This is a genomic window from Methylomonas sp. Uni0011 (assembly GCF_056850255.1).
The window spans coordinates 86,821-110,938 of the sequence record NZ_JBVVNO010000010.1 but is presented as its reverse complement, the minus strand read 5'-3'; the positions used below and the strand labels follow the sequence as shown (position 1 = coordinate 110,938).

28 protein-coding genes are annotated in these 24,118 nt (G+C 57.3%); 7 read left to right on the top strand and 21 right to left on the bottom strand.

From position 1 onward, the window contains the following. Window positions 1-30: 30 nt before the first annotated feature. The 5 genes from AC0IM9_RS13210 to nikR form a co-directional block, all read right to left on the bottom strand. The gene (locus tag AC0IM9_RS13210; RefSeq protein ID WP_482804311.1) at window positions 31-816 is read right to left on the bottom strand and encodes a Cthe_2314 family HEPN domain-containing protein; all 786 of its coding nucleotides are present in this window, start codon (window positions 814-816) and stop codon (window positions 31-33) included. 1,160 nt (window positions 817-1,976) lie between these two features. Then, the gene (locus AC0IM9_RS13205) at window positions 1,977-3,074 is read right to left on the bottom strand and encodes a HupE/UreJ family protein (protein ID WP_482804310.1); all 1,098 of its coding nucleotides are present in this window, start codon (window positions 3,072-3,074) and stop codon (window positions 1,977-1,979) included. A gap of 10 nt (window positions 3,075-3,084) precedes the next feature. Then, entirely contained in the window at window positions 3,085-5,307 is a 2,223-nt protein-coding gene (locus AC0IM9_RS13200; RefSeq protein ID WP_482804309.1) for a TonB-dependent receptor, read from the bottom strand. 8 nt (window positions 5,308-5,315) lie between these two features. Continuing rightward, window positions 5,316-6,569 (bottom strand): HupE/UreJ family protein, encoded by a 1,254-nt coding sequence (locus AC0IM9_RS13195; RefSeq protein WP_482804308.1) that lies wholly within the window; start codon window positions 6,567-6,569, stop codon window positions 5,316-5,318. 152 nt (window positions 6,570-6,721) lie between these two features. Then, window positions 6,722-7,189, bottom strand: coding sequence for a nickel-responsive transcriptional regulator NikR (nikR, locus tag AC0IM9_RS13190; RefSeq protein WP_278210207.1), 468 nt, complete (start codon window positions 7,187-7,189; stop codon window positions 6,722-6,724). 137 nt (window positions 7,190-7,326) lie between these two features. Between nikR and AC0IM9_RS13185 the strand changes: the two genes are divergently transcribed. The 6 genes from AC0IM9_RS13185 (at window position 7,327) to AC0IM9_RS13160 (ending at window position 10,676) form a co-directional block, all read left to right on the top strand. After that, window positions 7,327-7,905 carry a hypothetical protein gene (locus tag AC0IM9_RS13185; protein WP_278210206.1) on the top strand — a complete coding sequence of 193 codons (579 nt, stop codon included), beginning with the start codon at window positions 7,327-7,329 and terminating at the stop codon, window positions 7,903-7,905. A gap of 14 nt (window positions 7,906-7,919) precedes the next feature. Beyond that, window positions 7,920-8,330 carry a hypothetical protein gene (locus tag AC0IM9_RS13180; protein ID WP_482804307.1) on the top strand — a complete coding sequence of 137 codons (411 nt, stop codon included), beginning with the start codon at window positions 7,920-7,922 and terminating at the stop codon, window positions 8,328-8,330. Between the two features lie 9 nt (window positions 8,331-8,339). Then, window positions 8,340-8,729 carry a copper resistance CopC family protein gene (locus AC0IM9_RS13175; RefSeq protein WP_445371879.1) on the top strand — a complete coding sequence of 130 codons (390 nt, stop codon included), beginning with the start codon at window positions 8,340-8,342 and terminating at the stop codon, window positions 8,727-8,729. Then, window positions 8,726-9,349, top strand: a complete 624-nt coding sequence (locus AC0IM9_RS13170; protein ID WP_445371880.1) for a hypothetical protein — start codon at window positions 8,726-8,728, stop codon at window positions 9,347-9,349. The genes AC0IM9_RS13175 and AC0IM9_RS13170 overlap by 4 nt, the downstream gene beginning before the upstream one ends. 65 nt (window positions 9,350-9,414) lie before the next feature. After that, window positions 9,415-9,888, top strand: a complete 474-nt coding sequence (locus AC0IM9_RS13165) for a hypothetical protein (RefSeq protein ID WP_260839166.1) — start codon at window positions 9,415-9,417, stop codon at window positions 9,886-9,888. Window positions 9,889-9,968: 80 nt separating this feature from the next. After that, window positions 9,969-10,676, top strand: a complete 708-nt coding sequence (locus tag AC0IM9_RS13160) for a DUF2490 domain-containing protein (RefSeq protein ID WP_140910738.1) — start codon at window positions 9,969-9,971, stop codon at window positions 10,674-10,676. 85 nt (window positions 10,677-10,761) lie between these two features. Here the strand turns inward: AC0IM9_RS13160 and AC0IM9_RS13155 are convergent, their stop codons facing one another. The 16 genes from AC0IM9_RS13155 to aroG all read right to left on the bottom strand — a co-directional run bounded on the left by AC0IM9_RS13155 (window position 10,762) and on the right by aroG (window position 22,924). Further along, window positions 10,762-11,130 (bottom strand): hypothetical protein, encoded by a 369-nt coding sequence (locus AC0IM9_RS13155; protein ID WP_140910739.1) that lies wholly within the window; start codon window positions 11,128-11,130, stop codon window positions 10,762-10,764. A gap of 101 nt (window positions 11,131-11,231) precedes the next feature. Further along, window positions 11,232-11,798, bottom strand: a complete 567-nt coding sequence (locus tag AC0IM9_RS13150) for a HupE/UreJ family protein (protein ID WP_482804306.1) — start codon at window positions 11,796-11,798, stop codon at window positions 11,232-11,234. A 427-nt stretch (window positions 11,799-12,225) separates the two neighbouring features. Beyond that, window positions 12,226-12,420: a winged helix-turn-helix domain-containing protein gene (locus AC0IM9_RS13145; protein WP_482804305.1), complete on the bottom strand. Its 195-nt coding sequence runs from the start codon at window positions 12,418-12,420 to the stop codon at window positions 12,226-12,228. Window positions 12,421-12,422: 2 nt separating this feature from the next. After that, window positions 12,423-12,803: a response regulator gene (locus AC0IM9_RS13140; RefSeq protein ID WP_482804304.1), complete on the bottom strand. Its 381-nt coding sequence runs from the start codon at window positions 12,801-12,803 to the stop codon at window positions 12,423-12,425. 11 nt (window positions 12,804-12,814) lie between these two features. Beyond that, a complete protein-coding gene (locus AC0IM9_RS13135; protein WP_278210191.1) occupies window positions 12,815-13,252 on the bottom strand; it encodes a hypothetical protein in 438 nt (145 codons plus the stop codon). Window positions 13,253-13,460: 208 nt separating this feature from the next. Next, window positions 13,461-14,096 carry an energy transducer TonB gene (locus AC0IM9_RS13130; protein ID WP_482804303.1) on the bottom strand — a complete coding sequence of 212 codons (636 nt, stop codon included), beginning with the start codon at window positions 14,094-14,096 and terminating at the stop codon, window positions 13,461-13,463. Between the two features lie 255 nt (window positions 14,097-14,351). Continuing rightward, window positions 14,352-15,464: a HupE/UreJ family protein gene (locus AC0IM9_RS13125; protein WP_482804302.1), complete on the bottom strand. Its 1,113-nt coding sequence runs from the start codon at window positions 15,462-15,464 to the stop codon at window positions 14,352-14,354. A gap of 5 nt (window positions 15,465-15,469) precedes the next feature. Beyond that, window positions 15,470-16,123, bottom strand: coding sequence for a hypothetical protein (locus tag AC0IM9_RS13120; RefSeq protein ID WP_482804301.1), 654 nt, complete (start codon window positions 16,121-16,123; stop codon window positions 15,470-15,472). Window positions 16,124-16,135: 12 nt separating this feature from the next. After that, window positions 16,136-16,513 (bottom strand): copper resistance CopC family protein, encoded by a 378-nt coding sequence (locus tag AC0IM9_RS13115; protein ID WP_140910745.1) that lies wholly within the window; start codon window positions 16,511-16,513, stop codon window positions 16,136-16,138. Window positions 16,514-16,536: 23 nt separating this feature from the next. Beyond that, window positions 16,537-17,757: a sialidase family protein gene (locus tag AC0IM9_RS13110; RefSeq protein ID WP_482804300.1), complete on the bottom strand. Its 1,221-nt coding sequence runs from the start codon at window positions 17,755-17,757 to the stop codon at window positions 16,537-16,539. 108 nt (window positions 17,758-17,865) lie between these two features. After that, complete coding sequence (locus AC0IM9_RS13105; protein ID WP_482804299.1) at window positions 17,866-19,269, bottom strand: ATP-binding protein; 1,404 nt, start codon at window positions 19,267-19,269, stop codon at window positions 17,866-17,868. After that, window positions 19,269-19,928 carry a response regulator gene (locus tag AC0IM9_RS13100; RefSeq protein ID WP_445371890.1) on the bottom strand — a complete coding sequence of 220 codons (660 nt, stop codon included), beginning with the start codon at window positions 19,926-19,928 and terminating at the stop codon, window positions 19,269-19,271. The genes AC0IM9_RS13105 and AC0IM9_RS13100 overlap by 1 nt, the downstream gene beginning before the upstream one ends. 107 nt (window positions 19,929-20,035) lie before the next feature. Then, a complete protein-coding gene (locus AC0IM9_RS13095) occupies window positions 20,036-20,356 on the bottom strand; it encodes a hypothetical protein (RefSeq protein WP_140910749.1) in 321 nt (106 codons plus the stop codon). 5 nt (window positions 20,357-20,361) lie between these two features. Next, window positions 20,362-20,562, bottom strand: coding sequence for a (2Fe-2S)-binding protein (locus AC0IM9_RS13090; protein WP_482804298.1), 201 nt, complete (start codon window positions 20,560-20,562; stop codon window positions 20,362-20,364). Between the two features lie 300 nt (window positions 20,563-20,862). Further along, window positions 20,863-21,840: a sulfur carrier protein ThiS gene (thiS, locus tag AC0IM9_RS13085; protein ID WP_256609008.1), complete on the bottom strand. Its 978-nt coding sequence runs from the start codon at window positions 21,838-21,840 to the stop codon at window positions 20,863-20,865. 4 nt (window positions 21,841-21,844) lie between these two features. Continuing rightward, complete coding sequence (aroG, locus tag AC0IM9_RS13080; RefSeq protein WP_140910755.1) at window positions 21,845-22,924, bottom strand: 3-deoxy-7-phosphoheptulonate synthase AroG; 1,080 nt, start codon at window positions 22,922-22,924, stop codon at window positions 21,845-21,847. Between the two features lie 105 nt (window positions 22,925-23,029). On the opposite strand from aroG, the gene AC0IM9_RS13075 reads away from it, so the two are divergent. Further along, window positions 23,030-23,824, top strand: coding sequence for an RMD1 family protein (locus tag AC0IM9_RS13075; protein WP_445371895.1), 795 nt, complete (start codon window positions 23,030-23,032; stop codon window positions 23,822-23,824). Window positions 23,825-24,118 lie beyond the last annotated feature (294 nt).

The following is a 24,118-nucleotide window of genomic DNA, read 5'->3' as shown; positions in this document are numbered from 1 at the left end:
TGCGCGAAGTCCATCAGGGCCCGAGGTCGTTTAATCCTCAATTACAGGCCGGATATATGGGCGCAATATTTTCTTTATGTTACTGGTGAATTTTTTCTTGCAATACGGGGCGGACCATATATGACCCTGTTTTACTGTTTCATAGGTTTTAGCAAGAGAATCGAGCAAGACACGTACGGATGTGATGACCTCTGAGAGGTTTACTGCAATTTGGGCTCCGCCCTCTGAGAAATAGTCCAACTTCAATTCCTTAACGTCAATATCAGACTGCACGTCAAGGCCAATAACTTCAATTGCAGAAAACAGCCCTAGTTCTCTATTTGAAAATGCAGTGGAGTGGATAATTTCGTTGCGTAGCGATTTGTTGGGTTTTGCCGCATCCGAGACGGCTGTGAGTGCGGTATAGATTTCAGGGTGATCGGACTTTACATGCGCCTGTACGTATTTAATGCCACCAGAGCTTTCGTACTTTGCAGCATTCAACATCAGAGATGCGCCCACGAGCCTATGTGCCCGGTCGGCAATGCCGACACTCCTGAATATGTAGTTCTCATAGTGGTACCGATATACGTTTGACGTTACGTCTGCAGTCACATCCAAATCAAGAATAAAGTTCATCGCAAGACGAATAGATGCAACGGCGTTATCAATCTCGCCAACCTTTTCTAGAACACTTGCTGCGTAGATTTCAAGCACACTAGCCTCAAAATTGATTATTCCCTCTTTCTGCGCAGCCAAACCTTTTAGCATGTAGCTTTGCATGAGTGGCAATAATGGCGTAAGTGCCGGGTGTTCAACAAAACCTGAGGTCTTCATGTTGTCAAACTAACGTTGAAGATGATCCACTAGCAGCGGCTTGCCGACCTGAGTCGGCTTGAGCGACTGGTTAGGCCTCTTCAACTGAAATCGAAGAAGTCGGCGAGAGTGAGTCCATTCACTCCCCGGCGGCGGCCGTCCAAACATAAGACCTCAACACCGCCAAGTAAATGGAGCTCATCACGGAGATCCCTACCGGGAACGAAGTCAGGCACCTCGACTCCGTGCCGGGTGGGGGACAGAAAGGCAACCCGAGTCCGCTCCGGTCTAAACGCGGCAACAAAGCCGCGAACTGATGCCACTACATCCGGCATTTGCTTGTAGGCGTCTGGCTGCAATGGTGCGGCCATGCACCACCGGCCAGAAGGCATCTTCTGACGAGACTTCTCAAGGAACTCATCCATTGATTCGTTTGACTCGTGAGGTGAAGTAAGGCGCAAGTACAGTCGCCGCTCGTTGCTCAGCCAATAGTCCTCATTCAAGCGACGTTGATCTGAACTCGGAACTTCTCCACTTGTACCAAGGCGTCGATCCTGGAACAGAGAACGTAAGGCTGTGCTCTTGCCCGAATCGCGAGGTGCTACGACGAAGAGTACTCGTTCGAAATGAAGCGTCATTCTTAGCTCCCAATAGGTCTACTAATTAGTAATCAGATGGTTTCCGTATAACTACCGAAAAAATGATCTTCGAAACGATAATTTATTGTTCCGCATATGAATTTCCCTTCTGTATATCACCGCAGATCAATTGATTTGACGGGCAACTATCGTATTGCCGGCATTGAATCAGATTAAGCGATAGACAGCAACGAGTCGACTAGGCCAGTTCGCTGCATCCAAAAGCCCTAATTCACTACCGGGATACTCGGTGGCCGGACAGGGGAAATACGCGCTTTATAGAAATTAATCGCGGTAGGTATACGGGAGGGGATGGTTTTTCTACGCTAGCACTGCGCCGATTCCGATCAAAGCCGCCAATCATTCCGGCTCCAAAATCACCAGCCATGAGCAACCTACCCACTCAAGTAGTGCAATCGTTTTCTGACAATGGCAACAATAACCGGCCTCGACTCGAAAAAACTATTTTTTGGCTTGGAATTGCAACCGGCGGATTTAGCCTGAGTGTCGAGGCAGGTCCGTAAATCCGCCGTTCGGTTGTATTTACAATAGGGTCCGCTCCACCAGCCAGAAGGCGCCCATCACACTGACCGCAACCGAGCCGCCCTTCAAAAACCGGCTGGCGGTTGCGACCTGATTGTTCAGCCACCAGATCAACGGCAGCACCAGCGCCGCGACGGCAATCTGTCCGCTTTCTATGCCTAAGTTGAACGCCAGCAGCGGCAACAAAATCCCGGTGTCGGCCGCCGAGATGTTCATTTCCTGCAACACCCCGGCAAAGCCGAAGCCGTGGATCAGCCCGAAACCGAAGGTCAGCCAATGCCGGCCCTTGGGCTGGTCGCCACGGACAATGTTCTCGATGCCGACGTAGATAATCGTCGCGGCGATGAAGGGTTCGACGAAACTGGCCGGCAGTTCGACCAGTCGCAATCCGGCGCAGGCCAGGGTGATGGAATGGGCGATGGTAAAGAAGGTGATGATCCTCAACGCCGGCCACAAACTATGCGTCACCGCCAATAATGCGAACAGAAACAGCAGGTGGTCGTAGCCGGTCAGGATGTGTTCGATACCCAACTTAAAAAAGTCGCCGAACGCCGCGAACGCAGCTTGGGGGGCTGCCGAGTCCGCGACGGCGGCGAGTGTCAGGAGGTATTGGTCGTCGTTGCGGCCCAGCATCTTTTCGGCCAGCGACTTCCCGGCGGCATCGCGTACCGTCAAGTACTGCTGGTGGCCGTCCGGCAGCAATGCCAGAAATCCGGATTGCACTCGTAGCTGGCGTTGCACCGCCAGCGGATACTGCAACTCGACCTGGGCATTGTTCTTGCCGTCGTAACTGACCGGGCCGGGCTGACTCTGCACTTCGACGCCGTCAACCGCGATACGCAATTGTTCCGCCAACAGTTTGGCGATGGCGGGCTTGGCCGCTTCGCGCTCGGCATCGCTGACTTCGGCGTCCAGATCGCTATCCATCGCTACGAAGGCTTCGATATCCTGCAATGCAAAGGTTGCGGTGGCCTCGATATGGTCCGGTTTCAAGGCCAGATCCAGCGAGCTGAGCCCGGGCGGATGGGCGTCGGCCCGACCGGCTATCAACCCCAGCAGTAACAACGCCAGCCCGAAAGCCGGAAGTCGAATTGTCATGCCGCTCACCTCAGAAATTGATGGTAATGGTGCCGCGGAACATGCGCGGTTCGACCGGATGCTTCAGGATGCCGAATTGGTTGGGCGAACCGTTCGGATAAGAAGATTCATAGGCATAGGCGATGTCATTACTTTGCGAACCGAGGATGTTGAACACGTCGATCTCGAATTTGTAACGCTTCTGCTTGTAACCGGCGCTGAGGTTGACGATGTTGGTATCGCCGGACCAGTAATCGACGTTGGTATCCGGATCGCGGTCCAGATAGACCCGGCCGAAATGCCGCAAGCGAATCGAGCCGAACAAGCCGTTCGGCGCTTCGATCGTGGCGCCGGTGGAAACCACCCGGCCGACCGAGTTCGGGATATACAGATTGTTGTCGGCATATTTGGCGGTGGTCAACGCAAAGTCGGCATCCAGCGTCAGCCAATCGAACGGTTTGTAGTAGTTGGTCAATTCGACGCCGTAACGGTGCGATTTGCCGGTGGCTTCCGTAGTGCCGGCGTCGCCGACGAACACCAGTTCCTGGCTGGATTCCAGCCACCACAAGGCGAAGGTGCTGTTCAGGCCCGGCACATAGTTGCTGCGAATACCGGCCTCGCCGCCGCGCGACCAGGCGGCGGGACGAATGCGGGCGGCGGCCGAGTCGACCGGACTGCCATCGGTTGGATTAACTTGCAGGGTCGTGCCGCGGGCATCGTTGGAGTGGTAACCGTAACCGGCGTTAAAGAAAAACTCGGTGTCGTACCAGGGCCCCAAGACCAAGCTGATTTTCGGGCTGACCATAACCTTGCCGCGGCTGCCCGAGTTGGCCGCAATCGTCGATGCCAGGCCGCTACCGGTGGCGGCGACCTCGACGTCATTGTTGATAAAGTCGCCGCGCAAACCGGCAATGGTGCGGACTTTATCGTGCCAGTGCGTGGTGTTTTTGAAGTACGTGCCGACCGTGGTGACGCCGACATTGTGACGACTGACGGTATTGACGATTTGACGGGCTTCGGTTTCGTACAAGCCCAAGTCCATGATCTGGTCGTTGCGGAATTGCAGACCGACGCTGTTATCCATTTCGAAGCCGAACAATTTGTTGTAGCGGGTGTGTTCGAAATGGCCGCCGGTTTGCACCCGACGCTCGGATTGCAATATCTGGTCGCCGCCGGCACCGCGGGTAAAACCGCTGAAATTGGAAAACAGGTTCAGGTCGGTATACAAGGCATAGATATTGGCGTCGTTTTTCCAGTTACCGCCCTGATTCCAGAAACTGGCGGAGGCGCTGTAACGGTTGGTTTCGCCGCCGTCGGTCGGGTCCATACTGCCGTAAAGCCCGAGACTGCCGTTGTCGATCGCCGCTTGCGGAATCTGGTTGGTCGCCGTCCAACTGTTGGTATAGGCCTTGCCGTTGATCGACATGCCCCAATCGTCGCCGCCCAGGGTGTAACGCAACTGGCCGTTGAATTTCTTCGAGTCTTCCGGCACTTGCCAGACGCCGTCGTACAGATTGAATTCGCCGGCATAGAGCAAATCGCCGTCGCCGACTTTCATCGAGTTGGCGACCAGCGTGCGGTAATAATCGAACGAGCCGGCCGTGAATTTCAAAATGCCCTGGTCCAGTTTGTCCATCGTGAACATTTTGGCGTAACCGGCGGCGGCAAAGTCGCCGACCTCGGCGTAATACGGGCCTTTGCCGTATTCGACTTTCTTGACCAGCTCCGGAATGATGCTATTGATGTCCATGTAACCCTGGCCATGGGCATGGGTGGTCATGTTCATCGGAATGCCGTCGACGAAGGTGGTGAAGTCGGTACCGTGGTCCAGATTGAAACCGCGCAGGAAGTACTGGTTGGCCTTGCCGGAGCCGCTGTGCTGGGTGGCGATGGCGCCGGGCACGACTTCGACCAGCTCACCGTTACGCGAGAACGGCCGATGTTCGAATTGCTTCTGGCTGACTTCGCCTTGCGAGGCCGACGGCGCGATGCCGATCAGATTTTTGGCGCGGCCGTCTTCCTCGACTTGCACCGCTTCCAGCTCTTCCGACTTTTCCGCTTTTTTGGCTTTTTTGACGGTTTTGGCTGCCGGCTTCGCCTCTTCGGCAGCGGCGACGGCGATCGTATCCGCCGTATCCGGCGCCGGCTCGGCCAACACGTCGGCCCCGGCCAGACCAAGGGCGATTTCCAGGCCGACGGCCATTAGTGTTTTGGGAAACAGCGCGGCGCGCCGGGACAGGCGTAGTGGGTACATATTCTTCCTCATAGTGCGAATATCGTTGCGGTCGTGGTTGTTATGAACACCGGTCTCGAGCCGGATTGGATGTGGAAAGCGGTTTTGCTCGCGGCAAACGAGCGGGAACGGCCGGCGCTAAGGCAACGTCGAGCCAAGCCGTTGCCGGCGGCGCAAAAGGCGGTCGCGTGCAGGCGGTAAAAGTTTCGGGTGTCGGGAGCGGCGCCAAAAGATTCGGCGCGGATTTGCTGAATGGATTCAGCGGATACGGAAGGGGTCGAGCGAAACGCTAAAGAAATCGGGGCGGGGCTTGCGGACACGGATAGCGGCGGCGAGGTGCGGCCGACACCGCTGCTGAGCAGTTGGGTGCCCGGTGTCTGGTTGATATCCGGAAAGCGCTGTTTAAAACTGCTCAGGCAATTGCGGGCCATATCGGCCAGCGCCACAGCAAAGCAATCAAGCACCGGCAATGCGCCCGCCGCAACCGATTCGGCGCCAGCGACCGCAAACCCGGCGGGCGGTTTGGCTAGAGCGGCTTTGGCGCTACTGTTCGCCGCCGCGCTATGGGAATTCTCGCCAGCCAAGTCCCAGTCACCCCCGTAGCCGGCCAAATTGGCGGAGCAAAACCCCGCATCCGCTCGCAAATGTGTCGAAGCGGCAGGCTCGGCCGTTTCGGTCGGGCCGGCTTTGGCCCATACCGACTGCGAAAACATCGCGGTCAGCAGAAAAGTCGCGGCCAGCACCACCAACTTGGCGACCAAAATTCCGGCACCGTGCAGCAGCAAGGTCGCCAGCATAAAGCCCAGCGTGTAAGAAAGCAGGCTGGCGGAGGTGGAAATTTCCTGGCCGTGGGCAAAGCCGTGGAAAAAAGCGAAGAAGGCGACGATCAGCACGTTAATCTTGCTGCTGAAGCGGGCCTTGCGCGTGATAAGCAGCGCGAATACCGCGCAAGACAGCAGAATGATGCCTTCGACGCTGGGTATCGTGATCCCGGCGGCGCCGGCCAAACCGCCCAGACTCATCACGCCGACGAAGGCCAGCGGCAGCATCCAGACGGCATGACCGCGCAATTGCGCGGCCCAAATTCCGACCGCCAGCATCGCCAGCAAATGGTCCCACCCGGCCAGCGGGTGGTTGAAGCCGTTGTTCCAGCCCAGCGCGTCCAATCCGACAAATTGCACACCGAGCCAAGCCACCACTGCCAGTAACGGCAAACCGAAGCCGAGCAGCCGCAGCCCGGCAGGCAACACTTCGGATGGGGAGCGGGAACGGCGCAATTTCATGGTTTACCGACGCGAACAGCCTGCAAAATTCAAATCAAATGCCAGTTAAGACGAATAGGCCGGGAATCATACGACACATATCACATTTTTAAAAATTATGAATAATAAATAAAATGTCTTATTATGCCCCGCAGCAGCGGTTTCGAACCGGCTCAGCTATGCGGATGAATATGCGAATGGCTATGGCCGTGGTGGTCGTGTTGGTGGCTGACAGAGGCCATTTTCACCGGCACCATGTTAAGCGAAGCGTGGCGGACGCCGGTTTCGGCGGACAGCTTGTCGGCAAACCCGCGGATGCGCGCGGTCAGCCCGCGCAGAAACAAGGTTTCCAGGCAGTCGTCGTGATCCAGATGCACGTGCATCGACGATACCACCAGATCGTGGGCGTCGTGCTGGTGGCCGGTCAGGCGCTCCGCCAGGTTGCGTTCGTGGTGGTTGTAAACGTAGGACAGCGTGGCGATGCTGTAGATGGCTTGATCCTGTTTCAGCCGTTTGGTCTCGATTTCCTTGCGCAACAGGTCGCGGACGGCTTCGGAGCGGTTGGAATAGCCGCGGGCGGCGATCCATTGGTCGAACTCCGCCGCCAGCTCGTCGCTGAGAGAGATAGTAAAACGTTCCACAGCAAGCTCCTGTTCTTATAGTCGTTATAGGAGCCGGCGATTATAACGCAAGCGGAACCCGCACCGCGCCAGCGGCAAAGCGGGTTATTCATGAAAAGAGCCGGGGTTACCGGCCGCGATTCTTAGGGAGAGGCTGAATGTCCACAGGACATTACACACATGACAATTTCGGCAAAATCGTGATTCGCACGCAAGTGGGGATTGCGCTGGCCCTTTTACTCTGCTTACCGCTCGCCAATTTCTGGTTTCCCAGCGCCTACAGCCTCAAGGCCGGCATCCACGGCCTCAGCGCTATTCTGGCGGTGGTCGTCGGTACTTATTTGACGCATAGGGCCTTACCGTTGATCAAAGGCATGCACGTCAATCTGGAGTCGTTGCGCCGCTGGCTACTGGTAGCCACCCTGCTGAACTTGGCCGGCGCGATCAGCGGTAACTGGATCTACATGCGTTACCGCGGCCAGGACGGCCCTCGCGACTGGATCTTGGAGCGGGTGCCGGCAATCCACAACGTGCTGATGGAATTCAAGGAATTCGTCTCGTTGTTTCCGTTCCCGTTAATGCTGTCCGCCACCGCGCTGCTGTATTACTACGGCTTGCCGATGCAGACCCGGCGCGACCTGTGCCGCTTCGTCGGCATCACGATTCTGGTGTCGTGGAGTTTTCTGATGCTCGGTTTCGTCGTCGGCCTGGTGCTGGCCAAACTGCGCTTCGTTTGAACCGGGAAAGGCTGATGCAACAACAATCCGAATCGAATACTCAAACGCTGCGCTCCGGCCCGGTCGTCGCAGCCAGCCTGGCGTTATTGCTGGCATTTTTGACCTTGATGGTCAGCCACCATATTTCCCGGCTGTCGCCCGGCCTGGACAAACTGGTGCATAGCTACGGTTACTGGATTCCCGGCTCGCAAGGCAAGGGGCCGGACGGTAGCATCGGCTCTTACACCGGCAAGGAAACCCTGGCCATCGGCGTCTGGCTGTTGAGTTGGTTGGCATTCCACCTGATGTGGCGCAAACAGGATTTGGATTTGACGATCTGGACCCGGATTTTCGTCATCAGTCTGGCCGTCATTACGCTGGGTTTCTTTCACCCCTTGTCCGATCCGCTGGTGTTGTTCATCGCCGGCTTTTTTGGCCTGCCCTGAGGATAAGCCATGCCCAAGTTGTTACATCTACTCGTCCCGATATGGCTGGTTTTGGCCGGCCCGAACGCTCTGGCGGAAGGCGTTTTGCTGAAATCGGAGCCGAAAAACGACGCCGAAGTGAGCAATTTCGATGGCACCGTCAAATTCTGGTTCAGCGGCAATGTCGGCGAACGCTCGCCGTCGGTCGTCGTGGTCGATGCCCACGGCAAACGGGTCGACAACGGCGACACCCGTCTGGTGTTGGGCGAACGCCACCGACTAACCGCAACCACCCAAGCTCTGCCGCCCGGCCCTTACGCCGTCCGCTATCGGGTGATTACCGAGGACGGGCTGGTGGTCAGCGGCATCTCCAAGTTTACCGTCGTCGCCGCAGCGGCGAGTCCAGAGGTCAAGCCATGAAAATGTTATCTGTTTTGATCCTGGCCGCTACCGTCCTCGGCCAAGCGCAGGCGTCGGTACCGCTGGGCGGCAACCGCAAAGGCGCCGACGGCAATTACGACCTGTACGGTTGCATGCTGACCAACGACTATTACGTGGTCAATTTTTCCGCCTATCAACTCGACCCGAACCAGGCCAAGGACGATAAATCCATACCGCAGGCCGAATGCGTCGATCTGCCGCGGGTCGGCAAAACCCAAATCGCGGTAGACCTGCTGGACCTGGATGTGCGGAAAAAACCGGTCGGCCTGAAGATTTTGCGCGAGGATGGTCAAGTCATCGCCGAAGTGCCGATGGCCGTGGTCAAGCAAGGCGTATTGACGGCCAGCGTGGATTTCAAAACCGCCGGCAAATACCAAGCCGTGCTGTCGGTGCAGGACTCCGATTTGCACACGCCGCCGGAAACCAGCGCCTTGCACATGCCGTTGACGGTAGCGATGGCGCCGCCGCCGTCGGCAGCCAATGCCGGCAGCGCCAAAGGGCTGGGCGTAGTGTTCGGCGTGCTGGGCCTTTGCCTGGCGTTGGCCGCCTACTACATCCCGCGGCTGCTAAAGCCGCGCACCGACGGCAGCCCGTCGTAAGCTGTCGCCGATGCTGCGCGAATAGCTTGGCCCGACCCGGTCACCATTACTACCAGGAAACATTTATGAAAGCGACATTCCCAAAACCGTTTACGGCTTTAATCCTGGCAGGCTTGCTTGGCGCCTGCGCCCATCCGGAACGGCATGAGCAGGAGACCGCCGGTTTCGTACCCGGCCTGGGCGAAATCATGGCCCAAACCGCCACCCGCCATGCCAAGTTATGGTTTGCCGGACAGGCGCAAAATTGGGATCTGGCTGCTTACGAAGTCGACGAACTGCACGAAGGCATCGAAGATGCCGGCAAATACCACCCGACCCACAAACAGATTCGCCAACCGATTCCCGATCTGTTGGCGCTGTATCTGGACCAACCCTTGGCCGAGCTGGATCAAGCCGTGAAAGCCAAAAATCAACAGGCATTTATCGCGAATTACGATAAGCTTACCGCTGCCTGCAACGCCTGCCACCAAGCCACCGAATTCGGTTTCAACGTCGTGGTGCGACCCAGCTTCAACCCGTTCGCCAACCAGGCGTTCTGAGCGACGGCCTCGTTCGTTTAGGGTGAGCGGTTGCTGCAGCAAGACGTAGCGGCATTTATCCATTTCAGCAAGCGAACACTATGCGCAATTTTTTACCACGCCGGACGGCAGCCTGCCTGCTGTTGCCGGCAACATTCGCCGCGGCGGCCGGCCCGGTCCGCGACGATTTCGGCGTCTGGATCAGCAATACTTACCAAACCGACTTCGGCGGCAGCCCCTATCTGGCTTTTTTGGAACTGGCGCCCAGAACCAAGACCGACAACGACCAGTTCGCCCAAATCATCGTCCGGCCGCTGGTCGGTTACAAGCTGACCAAAAAGCTGCAACTCTGGGCCGGCTACACCTGGCAAGGCGAATACAACGAGCAGACCGATTTCGAATTGGCCACCAACGACGCCATGCAACAGTTGCAATGGGTCGACAACTGGTCGCCGGAGTGGAATTTTCAGTACCGCTTCCGCCTGGAGCAACGCTTTTTCTCCGAAGAAGACAACGTCGCCCACCGCATGCGCCACCGCGTTCGTTTGGTGTACTCGATACCCGACACCAAAGCCTACCTGATAGCCATAGACGAGCTCTTCGTCTATTTCAATTCGTTGGACGACGGCCGCCTGGCGCGTTCGGTGCAAACCGGCATCAACCAGAACCGCAGCTACCTCGGCATCGGTTATAAATTGACGCCGGAGCTGAACGTCGACACCGGCTACCAACTGCAATACGTGCACAACTACGGCGCGCCGGATTTGGTCAACCATGTCTGGTTTACCAACATCAACGTCAACTTCTGAGGCGGTTCTGCCGCGCAAAAAAAAGGGCGGCTCAGGCCGCCCCTAGTCGATACATGAAATAGAAACAGCTGTAACTGACTTCCTGTTACTGGAATTTGGTCAGACCGGCAAAGCCTGCGCGGGCTTCTTTCAATTCTTGTTCCGCGCCGGCGAAATCGGATTTCTTAGCCAACTCTCTGGCTTTTTTCATTTTCAAAACCACTTTGTCGCGCTCGAATTCGAATTTGTAGTTGGCGTTCAGTTCGCTGGCGCTCTCTGCGACTTCCTTGATCAAACTGGCGACTTTAGTCGGATCGGCCGAAGGAATCGCGTCCAAGGCAACCTGTATCTTGGCGTCCACTTCTTTCAATACCTCAGGCACGCTCTTTTTGGCTTCTTTGGCCAAGGTCGCGCCGGAAAAGCCCAGCATTGAAAAAAACAGGGTGAACGCGATTAAAACTTTTTTGAATGACATGTTTACTCTCGATAATTAAATTGAACGATGGGGGTAAAGCGAAATTTCCTGGTTTGCGATTGAACTTGGCTGAACGGAACTCCTTTGGTTGAAATTATTGCTTAATTTATTCGGGCTGCGCCCCAGCGGGCTGGCGCGGCCAGCAATGCCGGGATGGCCCGATTTGCGGCAACGCCGAGCGCTAGTTGACTCAAAGTCGCTAAGGTAAAACCTGCGGTATAACCGAGCGCGTCGCTATCCAGCCAAATATCGTAAGCATGGGCGTATCCATGGCATACCGCGACGCCGGCAATCACCGATAACGACAAAGCCCAATGCAATTGGCGTCCCGACGCCAGCAGTAAGCCCAGCACCAAAATGCCGGCGTACATCAGCGTTTCGGGATGGGCAATCTCCAGCGGAACCAAAGCCATTGCGCCGCCCAACAACAGCAACGCCAGGAACGTCAGCGCCAGCGAGACGACGGCTCGACCATGGCCGCTACGGCAGATCCACAACCCGACAAAAAGCATCGTCAAGATATGGTCCGAACTGGAAAAAGGATGCAGCAATCCGCTGCCGAAACCGATCGCTTCGCCGGCCTCATGGAAAGGATGGGCATAGGCTGGCATCGAACCGGCCGAAGACATTAATATCGTTAACAAAAAACGCTTGAAAGACTTGCTCATAGTGACCTCTGCCTGCAAAGGGTTATGGTGGACACTGAACCTGGTTCGAACGGCGCGCCACTCCGAAATGATGATTTGGCGGCACCAGCCCGACTTTGGAGGGCGTCAGCGCCGGCACCACGCAAACGAGGGCTATCTTAGCAAAAATATGAAGTTTTAATAATATTTCATATTTCACGCTTGCCGGCCCTGTGCAGCAGAATTTTGCCTAAGCAAGATGACAGCGTTTTGACCGCCCCGCCGGGCACACCAAAGCGAAAACGCCGGGAGGGATTGCGCCATTAAAACGCCCCCTTCTCCGCGGAATAAGTGAAAGCCGATAAAACCGAGTTAGAACTCGTACTGAAAGCCGGCGCAGACCAGGCGCGGCATGCCTGACTGGATGCCGCGCCCCGGTTGGTGATGTAGTTGTTGTCTAGCAGGTTTTTCATCGCCACGAACAGCTATCGGGCTCGGCCGATTCGCTGTAAACGTGTTCGCCCAGTTGCGCCTTGCTCAACACCTTGCCGGCGTTGAGCATGAAGTAACGCAATAGCCTGAATTCGATCGCGGTCAGCGGCTGGGCCTCGCCGCCGGCTGGGGTCGCGGTTTGCTCGTCTTCGTCGAGTTCGACGCCAAACACGGTTAATCTGGACTGGTTGAATGGTGTACCCGCTTCAAAACCGCCTGTAAGCGGGCCAGCAATTCTTGGGGATGGCAGGGTTTGCAGACGTAATCGTCGGCGCCGGCCTTGAAACCGTCGACGATTTCGTACCAGGCATCGCGGGCGGTCAACACAATGACCGGCATGGCGTTACCGGCGTCGCGCCAGCATTTCAGCACGTCCAGGCCGGCGAGTTTGGGCAAACCAAGATCGAGGATCGCCGCATCGTATTGTTCGGTGCCGCCGAGGAATTCACCTTGCTCACCGTCGCCAGCGGTATCGACGATGTAGCCGGCGCCGCGCAAATCGGCGGCCAGCAGTACAGCAAAGGCCGGATCGTCCTCGACCAGTAACAGACGCATAAATGCCGTAGTTACATCGCGTGCATTTTGTAGTCGACTCGCGGATAGCCCTTCTTGTCGCGCGGATCGGCCTGTTCGGCATCACCAAGCTCGGCGCGCTGTTTGCCGGATTCGGTAAGCAATTGCTCCCAATTTTGATAACTCGCATATTTCGGGTCGCCGGCGGATTTGCGCGCGCCGAACGCGGCCTGCCCCAGTTCGATCAACTGCGACGGGGTCTTGCCGTCTATCGTTTTCAGAAAGTCGGCTTCGTGCTTGAGCTGCTCCCGCACCAACCAGTAGGCCACTTCGAACGGTAACTGGCGGTCCGGCGGCAAGTGCTGTTTGATGCGATTCATCGATTTGTGGGCGGCTTGCAAATTCCTGGCGTTGATTTGGTCCGGCGCTCCGCAGCCGGCCGTCAGCAACGCCAATAACACCAGCCCGAATCCCAATTTCACTATCTTCACAACGCCCCCAACCGACCAGCGCCGGCCAATCCGAAATCAAATAATGGGCGCGAATCGGCGATCCGCGCGCTATCTCCCGCCCATCCGGCAGAGCGGCGATCTTAACATAAATATGAATTATATTTTTTTTGTCACACGCGCTTGCACGCAGCCGACGAAACCGGTCCAACTGGCAATAAGGGGGATTTGGCTTGAAATGAAACGGTGCCTAGGAAATCGGCGGCTCGTCTTGCAACGAAAATATGATCGGCACTAACACCGAGCTGGCGACAGCAACATCGTCGCGCTTGGCCGGCACGAAGCGCCATTGTTTGACGGCCTCCAGCGCCGACTCGTCGAGCAACTCGTGGCCGCAGCTTTGCTCGAGCTCTACGGTTTCGGCACGGCCTTCGGCGTCGACTTGCACCCGCAGCAACACCTTACCCTGCCAGCCCCGGCTGCGGGCAATGCTCGGATAGCCCGGCTTCGGGTTGTGCTGGTACTCCGCACTCAGGTAGGCCTCGGTAAACACCGGTTTTTCGCCGTCAGCCACCACATCCTGGGCAATCTCGGGCCGGTTGGTCTGAATTTCTGGTTTCGGGGCTTGATCGAGGACCTGGTCCAACACCGAGAAATCGGATGCCGGCGCCTGGGGGATAACGCGCTTCAGTTTGGGCTTAGGTTGCGGTTTTTTCTGCGCCGGCTTGGCTGTTTCCGGCGGTGCGGCTCGGGCCGGCGCGGTCTGCGCCGCCCGGATCTTGATGGTGGAAACTTGTAGCGGTAAGGGTTGCGCGACTGCCTGCGCAATACTGGGGCAAAACAAACAACGGACCCCGAAAAAATGCAGCGCGGCGACGGCCGCCACTATGCCGGCCAAGACCGCAAGATTAGACGAACGCTCCTTTCGATAGGCGCCGGCGGCCGGCTGCGGCACTCCGCGCAGACCCGCAGCAGCGAAAGGCGGCAGTGGGTTTCGAGCAATCACAAATCCGTTTTGGCCAGCTCTGGGAAATAGCACGCAACTGCGGAGCGAAAATTAAGCGAATTGTAAAAATTGTCCGATAAATACAAGGAATCAGCCAGACCGGCAAACTGCGGCCAATTGCCGAACCGTGGCCGATTAAAGCAGGGTCCGTTCGATAAACCAGTATGCTCCGACCAGACAAACCAGCGCCGAACAGCCTTTCAGAAACTTGTTGGCATAGGGTTTGTGGTTCAGCCACCAAATCAGCGGCAAGACGATGGAGGCAACCGCGATTTGGCCGGCCTCGATACCGAGATTGAACGACAACAACGGCATCAGGATGCCGCTATCGCCGGAGCTGATATCCAGCTCGCGCAACACGCTGGCAAAACCGAAGCCGTGGATCAAGCCGAAACCGAAGGTCAGCCATTGCCGACCTTTGGGGTGATCGCCCCGAATCAGGTTTTCGACGCTGACATACACAATCGTCGCAGCGATGAACGGCTCGACGAAGCTGCTCGGCAAATCCACCAGATTCAAGCCGGCGCAGGCCAGCGTGATGGAATGGGCTATCGTGAAAAAGGTGACGATTTTGATCGCCGGCCAGAAGCTGTGGGTGACCGCCAGCAGCGCGAACAGAAACAGCAAGTGGTCGTAACCGGTCAGGATATGCTCGACGCCCAGCTTCAGAAAATCCAGAAAGGTCGAACCGGCATGGCCGGCCTCGACGCCAGTGGCTGCGGTGAGATCGAGCTGCAATTGGTCGTCGTCGCGGCGCAGCATTTTCTCGGCGATCTGTTTACCGCCGGCATCGCGTACGGTCAGATGCTGCTGGTGGCCGTCCTGCAACCAGGCCAGAAACTTGGACTGCATCAGCAATTGCCGTTTCGGCGCCGGCTGGAAACTGAATTCGACATGGGCATTGTTCTGGTCGTCGTAATTCACGCTACCCGGCACAACCGGCAGAACGTCGGCACCGTCGATGTTGACCCGGGTCTGCTCGGCCAGGAGTTGGGCCACGGCGGGTTTGGCCGCTTCGCGTTCGGCGGCGCTGACCTCGGCATCCAGGTCGGTATCCATCGGCGAAAAGGCTTCGATGTCCTGCAAAGCAAAGGTCATTTTGGCGACGACGCGGTCGGCTTGCATCGTCAACTCTATCGAACTCAAACCCGGCGCGTGCGCCGCGGCCCAGTTCGAAATCAAAAGCAAAACCATCGCCAAAACATACCTGCAGCCGGCCGACGCCGACATGTCCCACAATCTAGCCATCGGCTTTATTCCTGCTCTGCGGCGGCTTTGCGTTTGCGGCGCAGCAAATAAACCAGAAAGCCCGCCACCGCGGCGATCGCCGCAGCGACGCCGCCGATGGCCAGCCAGGGCGGTTGCTGGCCGTCCGGCGCCACACCGACTTGCAAGGCGACGCGGAATTTATCGTCCTCCTCGATCGCGTCGCCGATCAGCAGATACAAGACGTAATCGCCGGTTTTATCGACATCGGCTTGGGCTTCGACGGCGCCTTTCGGATAGAGCTTGGCCGGAATTTCGGTAACGGTGCGAATTTCGCGAATGTCGTCCGGCGCTTTTTGGCCGGTTTTTTCGACTTCCACCAAGCGGATGCCGATCGGCGTACTGCGGATGTCGCGATCGATCAAATCGGCGGTGAAAAACATTTTGCCGGCGCGCGGGATTTGTTGGCAAAACGGCACGAACGCGGCTTTGGCGTCGACGGTTTTGTCGTTCTTGTCGGGCTGCAGATAAGCGCTGAAATGCACCGCGTAAAAGTCGTTGGCGATAATGCAATCCAGGTCGGGCCGATTGCCCAGGGCGTTGGATTGTTTGGTGCCGAAATCGAGTTTGTCGCAACCGCTCAGCAACAGGGCGCCCAGCAGGACTAGCGCCCAAAACGCGGAAAATCTTTGAATTGTCATGACTGAAGCCGGTTAAGGTTTGATGGTGAATTCGAACTTGCCGGTAACGATGTGGGTATCTTCGGACACCACCCGGTAACGCACGGTATAGACGCCGGGCGCCAGCGTCGGCACGGTGGCGTGGATATTGGCGCCGTTGGTCAGGCTTTGCTCGACGTCGTGGTTGTCGACCCGTTTGCCGGTGCTGTCGATCACGGCCAGCGCCTTGTACTCGCTGCGCACCGCGTCGTTAAACCACAAATCGATTTGCTTCGGCGATTCGGTCAACGTCTCGTCCTTGGCCGGCTGCGACTTCACCAGAATCGCATGGGCAAAAACCGGTAAAGGACTCAATAGCGCGAGCGCCAGCAAGCCGGGTTTTATTATTGTTGTTATGTCTAACTTGGGCATGACCACCTCTTAAATTCGTAAACTCATTGTAAAACGGCTGCCGACCAGACTTTGCCGGCCGGCGATTGCTCCAGCCACATCGCCAAAAACCCGTTCGGCGTCGCCACGATGCGCGGAAAGGATGCCGCGGCGGGCGACAATTGCCGGGCCGGTAACCAGCTGCGGCCGCTATCGGCCGATTCGCTGAAATAGACCCGCGACCCCTCCGGCCCCAATGCATCCCACACTGCCACCAATCGGCCGGAGCCGGCGGCAATATCGGCATGGAACGCCGGGCCTTCGCCCAGACGTTGCGGCGGCGTCCAACTGGCGCCGTTATCGTTGGATTGCATATGATACAACCCAACCCGGTTTTCCGCGCCGGTCCAGACCACGCTGTGCAAAGTCCGGTCATCGGCCAGCGCCAAACCGCCGCCGTTGTGCGGGCAACCGTCGAACTGCCAATCGAAGGCGCCGACCCGGCTTGCCCGGCGCCAAGTTGCGCCCGCGTCGGCCGACTGCGCCAGCGCCATGTCGCGCGGCACCATATCCCGATACAGCGCATTGATCCTGCCGTCAGCCCCTGCCGCCAGGCGATTCCAACAACAGGAACAACTGCTGTCGTCTATGGTTTGCGCCAATTCCCAATGTTGGCCGGCGTCGCTGGAGCGAGCGTAGCGCAGGCCTTGGTAACCATTCTCGTCCCTGTCGTCCAGCCAGACGGCATGGAAGCGGCCTTCGCCGTCCGCCAGCAAATCGGGGTGGGACTGGTCGGCATCGCTGCCGGTCGGCTTGGCGCCGGCCGCCCAGGTTTGCCCGCCATCGCTGGAATAGGCGCTGGCCAGCGGCCCCATGCCGGGCAATTCGCCGGTGGCTTGCCAAACCGCCAGCAGATTTTCGCCGCTGGCGGCGATCTGGATATCGTTGCCGGCTTTGGATTCGATCGGCCGGCCGGCGCTTGGCGCGATGGCTTGCGGCGCCGACCAATGTAAGCCGCCATCGTCGGAATGCAGGTAGGCGACAGAAGGCGTTTTAGTATCCGCGGCCGTCGCCAGGAAAACGGCATGCAGCCGGTTCCGGTCCGGATATACGTCGAAACTGGCGACATTTTGCAAGTGCAAGGCCGGCAGATCGACCGGCGCCGTTAGCGTCGCAGCCAGCGGCTTGGCGGCCGGTTGACCGAGGCCGGGGATATCGCCGCAACCGGGCAATCCAACAACGCTAAATAGCGCAATCCAAAAATGAGCGGTCCTGGAATTCGGCATGGCCTAATAACGGGTTGATCGAAAAGCGCCGATTACACCATATCGCGACCGAAAGCAGAATCGGCAAAGTGCTGCGTTTCCAACCGTAGCCAAGCAGTCCAGATTACGCTAACCGGGACTGGCCTTAGCAAGCAAGCGCAGCCGGGCTTGCAAACCGCCCATCGCCGATTTGGCAAAACCGATCTGGGCACCGTGCAACGCGACGATGCGCTGCGCGATCGACAAGCCCAAGCCGCTGCCCTCGGCGGTATGCGCCGTTTCCACACAACGGTAAAAGCGCTGGCTCAGGCGTTCGTATTCGCCGTCGGCCACACCCGGCCCATCGTCGTCTACCGTAATCAAAACCCATCCCTCGTCGCGGCCGCAGGTGGCCCGCACCGCACCGCCTGCGGGAGTGTATTTGATGGCGTTATCCAGCAGATTGCGCAGCAGAATTTGCAGCAATTGCGGATTGGCTTCCACCGCCAGGCCGGCTTGGCCGTGCAATTCGAGCTCGATATGCTTGGCGTGCGCCAGATGGTCCAGATCGGCCAGGGTATCGGCCAAAGTCTGATAGACGTCGACAGGCTGCATGGCGATGCCGGCCTGGTGTTGCACGCGGGATAAGGTCAACAGTTGCTGTACCAGATGCGTCATTCTGACCACCGCCTGCTGCGCCTTGGCGATGGCCTGGCTGCGCATGGCGGGATCGGCGGCTTTTTGTGCCACCTGCAATTGGGTTTGCAGCCCGGCCAGCGGGGTACGCAGTTCGTGCGAGGCGTCGGACGTAAAATTGCGTTCGTTGGCGAAGGCTTGTTCCAGCATCGCGAACAGGCTGTTGATTTGCTGCACCACCGGCCGCATCTCGTCCGGCAAGCCCTGGTCCGACAAAGGCTGCAGGTAGCCGGCCTCGCGGCTGGCCAACTCTTGCTGCAAGCGGTTGACCGGCGACAGGGTACGACTGACGATCCACCAGATCACCAAGCCCAAAATCGGCAGAGCAATCAAGACCCCGACGATTTGCTGGCCGGCGATACTCTCCACCAATTGCCGGCGGATATCCTCGCGCTGGCCGACGTGGATTACGTACTCGCCGTTTTCGCTGCTCAAGCTGAAGACGTGCCAGAGCTGTTCGTTGATTTGCGTTTCGCTGTAGCCGTTGCGAGTCAACGACAAGGCAAATTCCGGCGCACTCTCCGAGCGCAGGATCACGCCGTCTTTCACCGAACGCAATTGGAAGGCGATCTTGCGTTCGTATTTATGGCCGAGAATCGGCGTGTCGAATAGCTCGGGAGTTTTCTCGCGCTCCCACAGTTTGGTCAGCGCCCGCTGGCGCAGCATATTTTCGACGAAGGCGTGCACCACCCGCGCCGATTGCGCCAGTTCGGCATTGAACAGTTCGGCGATTTCGTCGCGGGTTTGCCGGTAATTGATATACGCGGTGGCGCCCCAGACCAGCAGCAAAGAGGACAGCAGCGACAGCAATAGCTGCTTTTTCAACGAACGCGGCGCCAACCGCAGGCGTTTGGCCATCAGTTGTCGTCGATGATGTAACCGACGCCGCGGATGGTTCGGATCAAATTGGTATCGAGTTTTTTCCGCAAATGGTGGATATGCACCTCGACCGCGTTGCTTTCCACCTCCGAGCCCCAGGCGTAAAGCGCTTCTTCCAGGCGGGCCCGGGAAATCACCTGGCCGACGTGGCTGATCAGATAACTGAGCACTTCGAACTCTTTTTGCGCCAGATCGACCGGCTGGCCGTGGTAGAACACCTGGTGCGCGGCCGGATCGACGGTGACGCCCTTGTGCTCCAGCAACGGCAGGCTATGGCCTTCGTGGCGGCGCGCCAGCGCGCGCAAGCGGGCGCAAATCTCCGCCAAGTCGAAGGGTTTAGCGACGAAATCGTCGGCACCGCTATCCAGCAGCGCCACCCGTTCGGCAATGCCGTCTCGGGCGGTCAACACCAACACCGGCGTACTGTCCTTGCGCCGGCGCAGGTTTTTCAGAACCGTCATGCCGTCCATTCGCGGCAGATTCAGATCCAGCACGATCAGGTCGTAATGGTTCAGCTTCAATGCCTCGTCGGCCTGGGCGCCGTCGGTCAGCCAGTCGACCGCGTAGCCTTCCAAGGTCAGGCCGGCCTTCAGGCCATCGCCTAAAATGGCATCGTCTTCTACCAATAACAATCGCATGATTCGTCCACCTGTGCCGGATTCAGTTGCGCGGCATTGTAGCAAGGAATTTACCGGCTATCGTGCCGGGCCCCGTCGAAGCGGCGTGGGGAAGAAAGAATGGTGGTTTAGCGTTGCAATTGAGCCAAGCGGGCTTGGGCGGCGGCGGCAAATTCGCTGCCGGCTTGTTTATCGAGGATCTGGCGCAGCACGGCGGCACTGTTATGGCCCAGCAACTCGATGGCCCTGAGCCTGACCGAGGCATGGTGCGCGTTCAACGCGGCCAATTCGGTCAGATAGGGACTGGCGCCGTTCAATAGTTTCAGGATCACCCGTTCCGGATCTTCGGTGAACAGGTCGCGCACCAACTCACCGTATTGCTCCTGCAAACGAATCAGTTCCCGGCGATCGAGTTTCTTCGGTTCGGTGGGATCGTCGCAGCAGGCCATCCGAATCAGCCCTCTTGGCTATACGCGGCGATCAATTGCTGAAACTCGAACTCGCAGCCGCCGCACCCCGACGCGGCGCCGGTGATGCGGGAGATACGCTCCGGATCAGTAACCCCGTCGTCGAGCAGTTGCTTGATTTGTTGTGCGGTGGTGCCGCTGCAGTAGCAAATCACTTCATTTTCAGTGGCTGGTTTTATGGCGCTCATGATTAAAGGCTTGAGGGTATCAGGTCGCGTGCGGTGGGCCGGATTGGAAGAGCATAACCGGAACGTTGGTCAATGCGTTGGTTACGCTCTACTGGACTACCCCAACCTAAGTTCCGTATTTAAAAGTCACAAAAATTAAAAGTGCAGTTGAACTAACAACAACTATCAGCATTACTTTTTTGTGCAGACTCTCGAAACCCAACTTTGGAATAATGGTTTTTAATAAAAAATAGATCCCAAGGGAAATCGCTAATATCAAAAGCTTGAATACTAAGCGCCCTGATATTTCCATACGGTTTGTTACAAAAACAACCCATCAATCGGCGACGACGCCGAAGCGAAGCGCTTACGTGGCATGCGTCCGGCCAGGAAGGCTTCACGGCCGGCTTCGATACCTTTTTTCATCGCCGAGGCCATCAGCACCGGATTCTTCGCAGCGGCAATCGCGGTATTCATCAACACGCCGTCGCAGCCCAGTTCCATCGCAATCGCCGCATCGGACGCGGTGCCGACGCCGGCGTCGACCAAAATCGGCACCTTGGCGTTTTCGACGATGGTCAAAATGTTGTATGGGTTGCGGATGCCCAAGCCCGAGCCGATCGGCGCGGCCAGAGGCATCACCGCAACGCAGCCGATTTCTTCCAGACGTTTGGCGGCGATCGGGTCGTCGTTGGTATACACCATCACGTCGAAACCGTCCTTGACCAGCAATTCGGCGGCGACGTAGGTTTCGGCGACGTCGGGAAACAAAGTCAATTGGTCGGCCAACACTTCCAATTTGACCAGCTTATGCCCGCCCAGCAGTTCCCGCGCCAACCGGCAGGTGCGGACCGCGTCGTCGGCAGTGTAGCAGCCGGCGGTATTGGGCAGGATGGTGTATTTATCCGGCGAAATCACGTCCAGCAAGTTGGGCTCGCCGGGATTCTGGCCGATGTTGGTGCGGCGAATCGCGACGGTGACGATCTCGGCGCCGCTGGCTTCGGTGGCCAGCCGGGTCTCTTCCAGATCTTTGTATTTGCCGGTGCCGACCAGCAAGCGCGAGCGGTATTGTTTACCGGCCAGCGTGAAAAAATCGTCCTGGCCACCGCCGATGGCTTGGACGATTTCCAGCCTGTCGTCGTTTTGCAGGCGCTGCGTCGCATGCTGGGTGTAAGGCAGGATTTCCTTGTTCAATTCGACCGCGATGCGTTTGCCGGCCAAGCCCAGCTCGGCAATCAGATCGGCAACGGTGGCGTTTTCGCCGATTTCCCGGCTGTCGCCGTTTACCAGTATTTTCATGAATTTAAGCCTTGTGAGTATGGGCAGTGCGGCGGCGTTGCACGGCACCGGCCAGATGGTGTAACAATTCGGTGCTGTCCTCCCAGCACAGGCAGGCGTCGGTGATGCTTTGGCCGTAGACCAGCGGCTTGCCCTCTTCGACATCCTGGCGGCCGCCGACCAAGTGGCTTTCCACCATCGCGCCGATGATGCGTTTGTCGCCGCCGCGGATTTGATCGGCCACATCCTGGCCGACCAAGATTTGCCGCTCGTATTTTTTCGAGCTGTTGGCATGGCTGAAGTCGATCATGATATTCGGCCGCAAACCGGCCGCGACCAAACCTTCGGCGACTTGCTCGACGCTGACTTCGTCGTAATTCGGCCGATTGTTGCCGCCGCGCAGAATGATGTGGGCGTCTTCGTTGCCGCGGGTGGAAAAAATCGCCGAGCGGCCTTCCTTGGTCAAGGACAGAAAGTGGTGCGGACTCATCGCCGCGTTAATCGCATCGATCGCAATCTTGATTCCGCCGTCGGTCGCGTTTTTGAAGCCGACCGGGCAGGACAAGCCGGAAGCCAGCTCCCGGTGTACCTGGCTCTCGGTGGTGCGGGCGCCGATCGCACCCCAGGAAATCAGGTCCGACACGTATTGGGGCGTGATCAAATCCAGATACTCGGTCGCCGCCGGCACCCCTAGATTATTGACGTCGAGCAAGACCTGGCGCGCCAGTCGCAATCCTTTATTAATGTTGAAACTGGAGTTCAAATCGGGATCGTTGATCAAGCCTTTCCAACCGACCGTGGTGCGCGGCTTTTCGAAATAGACCCGCATCACGATCACCAAATCGTTTTGCAGCGCATCCATTTCCTGTTTCAAACGCTGTGCATACTCCACCGCGGCCTTGGGATCGTGTATCGAGCAGGGGCCGATGATGACCAGCAGCCTGTCGTCTTCACCGGTCAGAATGTTATGAATTGCCGCCCGCGTTTTCAGGATATTGGCTGCCGCGAATTCCGTCATCGGAATTTCTTCATGAACCTGAATCGGCGCTACCACGTCCTTGGTTTCGCAAATTCTCAAATCATCGGTGTTATAGTTGGTAGACATGACGCTTAGCAATGAGCTTTCGGTAGGTGAATTTAAACGGTTATTTTAACCATTTTGCCGGCAAGATGTTGCAAACTAAGCTCAATCCGACCCGAGACCATCACCATGACAGAAGAAAGAGCCATTAAACGTTGCTTGACGGTTTGTTTGGCGCAATCATTCCGTTTTTCGGCGCTACGGGAAAAACTGCTGGAAACCACCCGCGCCCAATTGTTCCGCAATGCATTGATCATTGATTACAAAACTGGCTATGCGATCGTGTTCGCTTACGGTGTGATGGTGTGCTGGAATCTGAATCTGGACGACCGCCGCAGTTTGCAGGAATTGTTGCTGGATTACGCCATCAAGCCGGACGACGAACCGCAGGAAGACAACTTCAGCTACGAAGTGGGTTGCGAGCAGGACCGGTTCCAGCACGACCATATCGAATTGCAATCGGCGGACGTCAAAGTGCTGCTGGCGTTATCGCATGCGATGGCGCAGTCAATCAAACTTGCGGCCTTCGAGGGTAACGCCATCGACACGATCCGGGCCACCAGCCACTTGCCGCAGTCGTTGGCCAGGGAAGGCACGATCAAACTGAACCGCAAGGCCATGGCCAAAATCCGCGGCAAGTTGTTCTTGACCAAGAGCGACATCATCCTCAACTACGACCTCCTCGATACGCCGGAATTTTTCTGGGAACATCCGGAATACCAAGGCATTTATTCGATGGCGGCGAATTATTTGGAAATCCAGCCGCGCACCGACGTATTGTCAAAAAAGTTGGAGACAATCCACGAGCTGCTGGAGATGCTGGCCGACGAGCAGAAACACCAGCATTCGTCGACCTTGGAATGGATCATCATTTGGCTGATTGCCGTGGAAATTGTGATGTCGATATTGGATAAGCTGTTTTGACAACCGCTAAATCGGCCAACATCCAATACCGGGAATCGAGCGATTGCCGCCAATTCAGCGAAGGTTCTCTCTCCATGCCATTGATTCCCTCTTCAGCGAATCGTTAACAGATCGGTAATATTTCCGAATCATACTTGACTCCGAATCAATCCAGCCAGAGCCGAATTGAATTCAAACCATTGTTATTCGGGAATTATCGGTTGACGTTGATCTTAGGCTGAAGGGATAATCCAAACTAGCGAACGAGATCGTTCCCGAGTCGCAACGCCCTCTCATTGAAAGAGGATACAGCCT